This window comes from Shewanella sp. MM_2022_3 (assembly GCF_022557375.1).
Classification (GTDB): domain Bacteria; phylum Pseudomonadota; class Gammaproteobacteria; order Enterobacterales; family Shewanellaceae; genus Shewanella; species Shewanella xiamenensis.
Window position 1 is genome coordinate 23,930 of record NZ_JAKZGV010000044.1, and the last position, 10,451, is coordinate 34,380.

The 10,451-nt window shown below is 44.8% G+C and carries 5 protein-coding genes; 2 read left to right on the forward strand and 3 right to left on the reverse strand.

Translation table 11 applies throughout. From position 1 onward, the window contains the following. The first annotated feature begins 344 nt into the window (after positions 1–344). On the forward strand, positions 345–4,919 hold the full coding sequence (locus MMG82_RS17210) for a hypothetical protein (RefSeq protein WP_241407180.1): 4,575 nt from the start codon (positions 345–347) through the stop codon (positions 4,917–4,919). Positions 4,920–4,990: 71 nt separating this feature from the next. On the opposite strand, the gene guaA is transcribed toward MMG82_RS17210, so the two are convergent. Further along, on the reverse strand, positions 4,991–6,568 hold the full coding sequence (gene guaA, locus MMG82_RS17215; RefSeq protein ID WP_047534040.1) for a glutamine-hydrolyzing GMP synthase: 1,578 nt from the start codon (positions 6,566–6,568) through the stop codon (positions 4,991–4,993). 116 nt (positions 6,569–6,684) lie between these two features. Then, the gene (guaB, locus tag MMG82_RS17220; protein ID WP_037420671.1) at positions 6,685–8,151 is read right to left on the reverse strand and encodes an IMP dehydrogenase; all 1,467 of its coding nucleotides are present in this window, start codon (positions 8,149–8,151) and stop codon (positions 6,685–6,687) included. A gap of 122 nt (positions 8,152–8,273) precedes the next feature. Here guaB and xseA point away from each other — a divergent pair, with 122 nt between their 5' ends. After that, positions 8,274–9,611: an exodeoxyribonuclease VII large subunit gene (gene xseA, locus MMG82_RS17225; protein ID WP_047534042.1), complete on the forward strand. Its 1,338-nt coding sequence runs from the start codon at positions 8,274–8,276 to the stop codon at positions 9,609–9,611. Between the two features lie 162 nt (positions 9,612–9,773). Here the strand turns inward: xseA and MMG82_RS17230 are convergent. Further along, positions 9,774–10,451, reverse strand: a 678-nt coding sequence (locus MMG82_RS17230) for a hypothetical protein (protein ID WP_241407181.1), incomplete at its 5' end; no start/stop codon positions are given.

Below are 10,451 nucleotides of genomic sequence, written 5' to 3' on the forward strand. Positions count from 1 at the left end.
TTTAAATTTCACTCGTTTTTTCCCACTAAAAACATTCACTCACAACTGAATACGGCAATTATACCTATAACCAATAAAAAAGGCGTACTTGGCGCCTTTAGCTGACAAAGCTTCACTCAGATACAATTACCTTGAAGAATAAAACAAGTAAAAATACCTTTAAAAAAAATCAGTTACAAAGACTGTAGGGGTAAGTAACATCTAGAGGAATTACTATGTTGAGAAAAATGCGCACTATAGATATCCCTTTCAATTAAGCTGTTCCCATTATCAGTAATTTAATTTTGAAAGAAATAGCATTATTAATAGGGGCAACGCTCCATCCAAATTAAACGAGAAAACACATGAGTGAATCTGTTTATCAATACTCAAAAAGCCTTGAAACCATCAGAAATGGCATTTTATCTCTCAAGGCAGCAGGAGGCGATGGATTTGAAGGGCTTCTTCGCATTGTGCTGACAAACTTGACTGGTATACCATTTCGCCTTGCGGCAAGCGGTCTACAAGGTGGCATGGATGGAGATGCTGCTATGCCCCTTGACTCGATTTGTTTCGAAGCTAAGCGATACTCTGGTGATATTCATCGAAATGACGTCTTAACGAAAATAGCGGATTTAGCTCGTAACCAAAGTGCCGCAGATCGTTTATGGATTCTTGGGGCGACAACAGAGGTAAGTTCACAGATTGCAAGGGATATCCAGGAAGATGGTGACCGAAATGATATTTCTACGTTTATTTTGGATTGGACCTCTGCCCCACTACCGCTTCTAGCTATAGCTGTGGTTGCAGCTGGCGATCCAGCCATCGATTTCATCGTCAAAAATTACTTAGAGAAAACGAGCCAACCAAAGCTAACTGATAGTGAACTCAAGTCGTCATTCCAAACAATCTCAAACCATCCAGAATTTGAAAATCTCCTTCAAAAACTCAAGTCGAACCTCAATGTTTCGAAGCTGGCGTTAAAACGAGCGACTGAGTTAAACCGTGAATGGCGAGTTGAAACATTTTGCGACACGCGTTTAGCACAGCAGCGTTTAGGGCAAGGGCTAGCGGTATTAAAAGATAAATCCTTCCCGTTAATGCGCACTGAACTGCGAGATCAGATCGCAGGTGAAATTCAAGCTGGCAAAGAAGTCATTCTGTTGGGTGATGAGGGCCACGGCAAGTCATGGCTTTCAGCGCAATTGTGTTCTGAGACTAAAGGCTTGGCGTTATTCGTCAGTGCAGAGCAACTTGAGGGTACATCGGTAGAAGAACTTGATGACTTCCTCATTGATATTTTGATTAAGCAAACCAATGAAGTGGCTTCTGAAGCACTTAAGAGTCGATGGAGACATCGCCTTCAGGCTTGGAGGATTACACCACCAAAAGCTCAGTTTTTGGTCGTTATTGATGGTTTAAACCAACGTCAAAACCTCAGCTGGGACAAGCTGATTAACGGTATACAATCCCAACTATCCCAAATTGGAGGTCGGCTAATTGTGACTGTCAGGCCTCACTTTTGGCGGAAAATAATAGCAAGAGGAATAGCATTTACCCCCACAGTCATTGAAGTCCCTGAATGGTCATCAGTAGAGCGCGATACGCTGCTTACATACCATGGCATTTCCCTTGATTGGCTCGACCAACAAACACTGACAACACTCCAAAATCCAAGGTTACTCAGCATTGCCATTGCGATACTTCCTCATAAGGAGGCAATGGCTTGGAAAGGGTTGACAACCGATAGGTTGCTAATGGAGCACCTTCGCGCGTCACAGCTTGAAAACTACGAAAACGAAACCTTCGCGGATTTGACCAACCGCCTCAGTCAGCACGCTGCAGAGGTGTTAAAGCGAGTGCAGGCATCTATAAACGAACCACCTCAGAATTTTCAGGCAGACTCCAGCGCCGTCATTGAGACACGCTTCTTCCAAACTCTCCCTGGGCCTGGTGATCAGTACGAACTACGTGAAGAGGGTTTGACTCTCGCACTCGGCTTCACGCTGATTGACCAACTTTGGCAAACGCTTCGGGCAAAACAGAATTTAGCCACTCGGATATGCCAGCTTATCGAGCCGATACAGGCTATGGACCGAACCGCTGATGTGCTCTTTGCATCTTTAATGATCTGCGCGCTCGACGACGACATTAGATTTGATAATAAAATCTTATCAGGTCTACTAAATGAGTTTGCCAACCTTCAAAACGTGGACGACTGTCGATTTGAAGAATTCGTTGAGATCGTCAAGCTTCAACCAGAAACGCTTTTCGATGTTTTAAAGATTCTTTGCCTCGAAAAAGGGCGGAGGATAAATCAAGACTGGTTCATCCACGCCGCATTTGAAGTCACGCAATCTAAAATAGGATGGCAAGCGGCTGAAGCAGCCATACATCAGTGGCTTCACTGCTACAACAAAGATCCTGTTGAGCAGACTAATCGTTATCACAGGCGAAATGACTCAGAGTACGAAAAACAGCTTGAGAGAAAGAAATCTGAAATCGAAGAGACCTTGTCTTCTTTATCCTCTTTTGAAAAGCAACTACTGACGCAGATGACCGAAGTATCAGGCTCGCCTGACGAGTTATTTACATTGGCACTTCGACTACTGGCAGGACGCTCCCTCGTTGGCTTCGCAGAAAGCTTTGTTGCGATGGGCTTAGCTTTTTCATTGAATAAAGATATCTCTTTTGCACGGAAGGCATTTAATCAACTTACAACATTTAATCGGGTGGAGCGCGCAGCAACCAGATATTCCTTCCTCAGAGCGATTGAGCCACTACGCACCAATACTACTTCGAAAGGTGGCCAGTGGACGGTTGTTCGAATGCTTAATGCAACCGGTGAAGAAACCAATGCAGCAGAAGCAAATGCCATTGCAGAAGAACTACGAAAAGATTGGTATCGCTTTGACCAACCATCACCTTACGAGTGGCGACAGGTCAAAGTGGCGGATCCTGACGCCACAAGACCAACTGATATGGAGCATGGGCTTCAACAATTCACAGATCTTGCTTCCGATATGATGTTGCAGACAAGGATATGGCAAAGCAGCGAAGACCACAGCTTCATACAATTCCTGCCAGTTGCATGCCGATTTGAACCCGCAGTCGCTATTGAAAAAACTCGAAGTCTTCTTGCCGGGTTGTTGACAAGAACAGGACTTCCTCTGCGGCAGGTCATTCTGAACTGTGAAGATGACATCCCATTGGTCACCCCTGACTTGGCTAAAAGCATTCTCAATAGAATGGTGGAAAGCGATGCCTTTGAGACACTGCCAGAAAATGATCGGGATATTTGTCAGATGTTTGTGTTTTACTATGCAGCCGCACAAATTTCAGCAGAAGAACAGCTCAAATGCATGACGAGCAAAATCGTAGGGACAAAATATTTACTAAAAGCCATCCCAAGCCTTAAACGCCAACCAACAGAAGGAATCGTCGCAGCACTTCAAAAATCACTCGAAATTAACGATGAAGAAGCTGTTTATGGAGCTCTTGCGGCTGCGCTATATGGCAAAACCCAGATAAATAGTGAACTCGAAGATCTGATATTAAAGTGTTTTAGATATGATTCATCTATGCTTCGCTCGGTTATCTATGAATTAGCGGTGCTCAATGATTTGGATCGTGTTCGACAGGTGCATACGCAAGATAGTTGGAACGCAACGTCAGCAGACGAAAAAACCTATGAGGAGTGGTTCGGCTCTATGCTATTGGTAGAGGCGTGCTTTCGAAACGAATTATCGATCGAAGATCTTCTAAATCGAATCAGCTACAAGACTTGGTTCGCATCAGCCAATAGATTAGGAAAATCATTTGCTAAACCAATGGTAGACTGCTTTATACAACGACTTACAAGCGGGATTACTGCTGCCAGCAAAATACAACTTCCACTTGCAGACTTGGAACTATCTAGGACTGAATTAGCCCCATACGCTTTCATATCTATCGAAGAGTCAAATCGAACAAACGAACGCTTCCCTAAGCAAAAGAGCTTAGAGGAAATTCTAGATAACGATGATTATTTCGACGAAAAGCAAAGCAGACTAAATGCAGTAGCAGAGGCTTTTTTCGCAAAACTGAAAGGCTCTGATGCTGAACTCTTAGTTAAAGAAATTACTATAGATAATCTCCAACGCCTAGTTTTTGAAGTGCCCTCTTTGCTCGATGAACTGTACAGCATTATAGAGCAAACAGGCGACACTAAATTTGTTTGGCTCAAGAACTTGGCCTTTGCCGTTGCGAACCTGCTTTCTTCGAAACATCCAGAAAAAGCTGCCCTCCTGCTAAACCGAGCAGTAACGTCACAAGGTTTCGTAACACTTGTTTTGGGAGACGAACTTACCCTTGAGCATCAAGCCATTTGGGGAAGCAAAGTGTCTAAACCAATAGAAAAGTTGTGGTATCAAAGACTGTTAGGTGCCGAAAATGACGCTGTTCTTGCCCGAGAAATACTCGCAGCAGAGCGTTTTGGTGCGGCTGACTTTATTACATCATTGATTCAACAATTTGCTTCCAGCGAAAATAGTTTAGATCAAGCATACGCCATAACGATTGCAGGATACTCGACTCAGTCTGATAAACTCGTTGACATAATTGATAAACACATCAATGGTAAAGGTATGTGTGCCAAAGCAGCTAAACATGCATTTACAGAGTATGAGAATGCTCTATGGGCACAAAAATGGGTTCAAAATATGTGGGATGCACCAACACCAGAGGAGTTCTGGCGGTATCTAATCATTGCCAAAACCTGCCTGGATGCCCGCATTAATACACAACCTCCGATAGCTTGTAAATGGTCACATTATTCCCCTGTGTTTAACCAAGCAAGGGAGAAAGCAATCAAAGAAAGAAACAAGGAACGAAAGAAGAGACTTATTGGGCAAGAAATACCTGATCCAATCTTTGTCACTTCTTTAGAAAAAATGTTTTAAGCATTACCTCCATAAACAAGAACCCCGCCTTTTGGCGGGGTCCTTCATCGAATCGATGAGCCGTAATTAACTTATTCCCATTCGATAGTCGCTGGTGGCTTACCTGAAATATCGTAAACCACGCGGGAGATACCGTCGATTTCATTGATGATGCGGTTTGATACGCGGCCAAGGAAATCATATGGCAAATGTGCCCAGTGAGCGGTCATAAAGTCGATGGTTTCAACGGCGCGCAGTGACACCACCCAATCGTATTTACGGCCATCGCCCATTACACCGACAGAGCGAACCGGTAAGAACACGGTAAAAGCTTGGCTGACTTTGTTATAAAGATCAGCTTTGTGCAGCTCTTCGATGAAAATCGCATCGGCGCGGCGCAGCAAATCACAGTATTCTTTCTTCACTTCGCCAAGTACTCGTACACCTAAGCCTGGGCCTGGGAACGGATGGCGATAAAGCATGTTGTATGGCAGACCTAACTCGAGACCAATCTTACGCACTTCATCTTTAAAGAGTTCACGCAGTGGCTCAACTAGACCTAGCTCCATATCATCTGGCAAACCGCCAACGTTATGATGCGACTTAATTACATGGGCTTTACCTGTGGCGCTTCCAGCGGATTCAATCACGTCTGGATAGATAGTGCCTTGGGCTAACCATTTAGCGTTAACGCATTTCTTGGCTTCTTCATCGAAAATTTCAACGAATACACGGCCGATAATTTTACGTTTCGCTTCTGGATCGGCTTCGCCTTTCAGCGCGTCAAGGAAGCGGTTTTCCGCATCCACATGGACAATATTGAGACCGAAGTGGTCGCCAAACATTTCCATCACTTGCTTCGCTTCGTTTAAACGCAGTAAGCCGTTATCAACAAATACGCAGGTCAGCTTCTTACCAATTGCGCGGTGCAGCAGCATGGCCACGACAGATGAATCCACACCACCAGACAGACCTAAAATCACTTCATCGTCACCTACTTGCTTTTTCAAGCGTTCAATAGCGTCTTCGATGATTGAAGAAGGTTTCCAGTTGGCTGCACAACCACAGATATCTAAGGCAAAGTGCGACAGCATACGCATACCTTGACGGGTATGGGTTACTTCAGGGTGGAACTGCACGCCGTAGAAACGTTTTTCCTCACAAGACATGGCCGCGAATGGGCAAGTATCGGTTTTAGCTACGGCCACAAAGCCTTCTGGGATCGCCGACACTTTATCGCCATGGCTCATCCACACATCCAGCAGGGACTTGCCCTCGCTGCTAACGGCATCTTCAATACCTTTAAACAGGGCAGATTCGGTAAGCATTTCAATTTGGGCATAACCAAATTCGCCTTCACCCACACCTTGGATCACTTTACCGCCAAGCTGTTCAGACATGGTTTGCATGCCATAGCAAATACCAAGAACAGGTACGCCAGCATTGAACACATATTCAGGTGCGCGGGGAGAGTTATCCGCAGTCACGCTTTCAGGGCCGCCCGCGAGGATAATGCCATTCGGGGCAAACTCACGAATTTGGGCTTCTGTCACATCCCATGCCCATAACTCACAGTAAACACCAATTTCACGGATACGACGGGCAATCAGTTGGGTGTACTGAGATCCAAAATCGAGGATCAGTATCTTATGCTCATGAATATCGCTCATGGATAACCTTTATTTCATCTATTGTTTTAACTTAGCTCAAGACGAGAGGTGCAATCTTGAGGGCATACGGATCTTAATACCGCGGCGGCTAACTGCCGCCCCGGTATTACAAACGCTTAAGAACCTGAACGATAGTTCGGCGCTTCTTTAGTGATAGTCACATCGTGCACGTGGGACTCGCCCATGCCCGCTGAAGTTACTTTCACAAACTGGGCTTTTTCATTCAGCTCTTGGATAGTGGCACAGCCTGTTAAGCCCATGCATGAACGTAAACCACCCATATGCTGATGGATGATTTCCTTCAGCTTACCTTTGTAAGGTACACGGCCTTCAATGCCTTCTGGCACAAGCTTGTCGGCAGCATTGTCAGATTGGAAATAACGATCGGAAGAACCTTGAGACATGGCACCGAGTGAACCCATACCGCGGTATGACTTATAGGCGCGACCTTGATAAAGCTCGGTTTCACCCGGCGCTTCATCAGTACCTGCGAACATTGAGCCCGCCATAATGCATGATGCACCCGCCGCTAACGCTTTGGCTAAGTCGCCAGAGAAACGCACACCGCCGTCGGCGATAACAGGGATACCTAATCCTTTTACGGCTTCGGCCGCATCAGAAACCGCAGTAATTTGTGGCACGCCCACACCCGTCACGATACGTGTGGTACAGATAGAACCAGGGCCAATACCGACTTTAACTGCGTTAACGCCGGCTTCAACTAAGGCCAATGCGCCTTCCGCTGTCGCCACGTTACCACCGATAATTTGTAAATCTGGGTATTTAGCGCGGGTTTCACGGATACGTTGGAGTACGCCTTCAGAATGGCCATGGGAAGAGTCAATCAGTAGCACGTCGACACCGGCTTTCACCAGCGCATCGACACGTTCTTCGTTACCCGCACCCGCACCCACAGCGGCGCCCACACGCAAACGACCTAACTCATCTTTACAGGCGTTAGGTTTACGCTCGGCTTTCTCGAAGTCTTTAACTGTGATTAAGCCTTTCAGCTTGAAATTATCATCGACAACTAACACTTTTTCGATACGGTTTGAGTGCATTAATTTTTGCACTTCATCTAACTTAGTGCCTTCGGCAACCGTGACTAAACGCGCTTTAGGCGTCATCACTTCTTCTACGGTTTTGCTCCAATCAGTCACGAAACGTACGTCACGGCCAGTGATAATACCCACCAATTCATTGGCTTCGTTGACCACAGGGTAACCCGCAAAACCATTCTTGGCGGTCAGTACTTTTAAATCAGCCAGCGTGGTTGAAGGCGTTACCGTCACAGGTTGTTGAACTACACCTGCTTCGTAAATTTTTACTTTACGAACTTCTTCGGCCTGCTTTTCTATGCTCATGTTTTTATGAATAAAACCTAAGCCACCTTCCTGTGCCATGGCGATCGCAAGACGCGCTTCGGTCACAGTGTCCATAGCGGCAGACACAAGCGGAATATTCAGTTCAATGGTATTGGTCAGGCGAGTTTTAAGAATGGCGGTATTTGGGAGTACAGTAGAATGCGCAGGAACAAGTAACACATCGTCAAAAGTTAGCGCTTCTTTAATTAAACGTAGCATAGGCAACATCTCCCCAGTTGAGTAGGATTTTAGAGGTGAAATATTGCGGCGGGATTATACCTTGCATCTAGGGAGCGGTAAATGGAAAATAGTGAAAAAATCCCATTTGCGCGAGAAAACACATGCAAGTCCCTAAAAATAATATTTATACCGTCTCACGCCTCAATGGTGAAGTCAGACAAATTCTTGAGGGGCAACTGGGTAAGATCTGGCTAAATGGGGAAATTTCCAACTTTTCAGCCCCCAGTTCAGGCCATTGGTATTTAACCCTTAAAGATCATTATTCACAAATTCGCTGTGCCATGTTTAAGGGGCGCAACCAAAGCGTTAGCTTTAAACCCGTAAATGGCCAGCAGGTGATCGTAAAAGGTGCGATTAGCGTTTACGAGCCGCGGGGCGACTATCAATTATTGATTGAGTCAATGCTCCCCGCAGGAGATGGCTTACTGGCACAACAATTTGAAGCGTTGAAAATGAAGCTCGCCGCGCAGGGATTATTTGCCGCCGACACTAAACGTCAGTTACCGAAAAATATTCAACGCATCGGGGTCATCACCTCCCCCACGGGCGCGGCGATCCGTGATGTCTTGCATGTGCTTGCCCGCCGTGATCCATCGATTGAAGTGATTATTTATCCGACACAAGTACAGGGTGAAAATGCGGATATGAATATCTGCCAAGCGATAAATATCGCCAATCAACGGCTTGAGGTGGATGTATTACTACTTACCCGCGGCGGTGGCTCGTTAGAAGATTTATGGTGTTTTAACAGCGAAGCGCTCGCCCATACCATTTATAACAGCGCACTGCCCATAGTGAGTGCCGTGGGCCATGAAGTCGATACCACAATAAGCGATTATGTCGCCGATGTGCGTGCCCCCACGCCCTCAGCAGGTGCAGAGCTGCTCTCACAGGACAGTGACAATAAAAGCCAACGTTTAGCCACAGTACTTGCCCGCCTTAAACAAAGCGCAAGCCACTATCAACTCAAGCAAGAGAGACGCTTAAGTTTGCTCGAGCACAGACTGCAACGCTTAGACCCTAAACGCACCTTACAGCAATTTGAGCAGCGTTTCGATGAGATGCAATTACGGCTCGAAGCCGCACTTTCTAACAAACTGCATGGCTTAAGTCGCCGTCAGCAGCAACTGGCAAGTCGCCTCGAGCAACAATCACCAAAACATAAACTCGCACTTGAGGCCAATCGTTTGAGCTATTTAGCAACGCGTTTGCGGGACGCAATGCAAGATACACTCAATCAAAGCGAGCAGCGAATTAAATATGCCGCCCATCAACTGGAAACTGTCAGTCCATTAGCCACCTTAAGTCGCGGCTATAGCATCACAACTGACAAAAACGGTGAAGTTATCACATCTGCAAGTCAAATCAGTCTTGGTGATACAATTACAACTCAACTGTCCAACGAGCGTCTAATGTCTACCGTTACTCGTCTCCCATAATATTAAGCCTTTATTATTTTGCAGTTTATTGGGGAGTATGTGGCAAAAAGTGATAGGCTTTCTGCCATTTACTCTTCAAGCATTAGCTGCCACGCATGACGTGCAGTTAATAAACTAAAGATTTAGTCCTAAAGGCTAAAAATATTATCTTTATATAAACGACTAACTGTCACTTGATTCCTTTTTAAACATATTAACCAATGACCTTAAATTTTTATGTTGTGAATATTTCTTTGAATAAAGGCATATTGGCCCGAGAACATTGTTTCTAGTTGGACCATGACATACTTCTAAATTAGCATTATTACTAATCATAATGTTCGGTAGCAGTCCAATACCAACACCAGACTCAATCAAACGCTCAGCAAAATCTGGCGTATCAATAATTAACTTACGCTTAAACTCTTTGTTTCGATTTAAAGCTGATGATAAATCATGCCAATGATCCCAGACTTTTGAATGAACGAGTGTTGGACAGGGGATATCAAACTGTTCATTAACTTTTTTAGCCCAACTAAACTTTAATACATCAATAACACCTTCATTAATATATCTAGAATGACTATCAAATAACCCTTCAGTAATCACTATGTCAGCATCTTCCTTATCCAGCCAACTTTTAATTGCTGTCAACTCGCCAGTTTTAATATGAAATAAATTATTGTTTATCAACTCATCTGTCAAATAAGGTGCAACATACTTTGTGTAAAGCCTAGGTTGAGTAACAATTACTATTGGTTCTTCTTCAAAAAAATATTCTACAACACTATCAAACTCTTTATAACTATTGACTATTTTTTCTGCAACCAAATACAGCTTCTCACCTTCTTTAGACAGTGA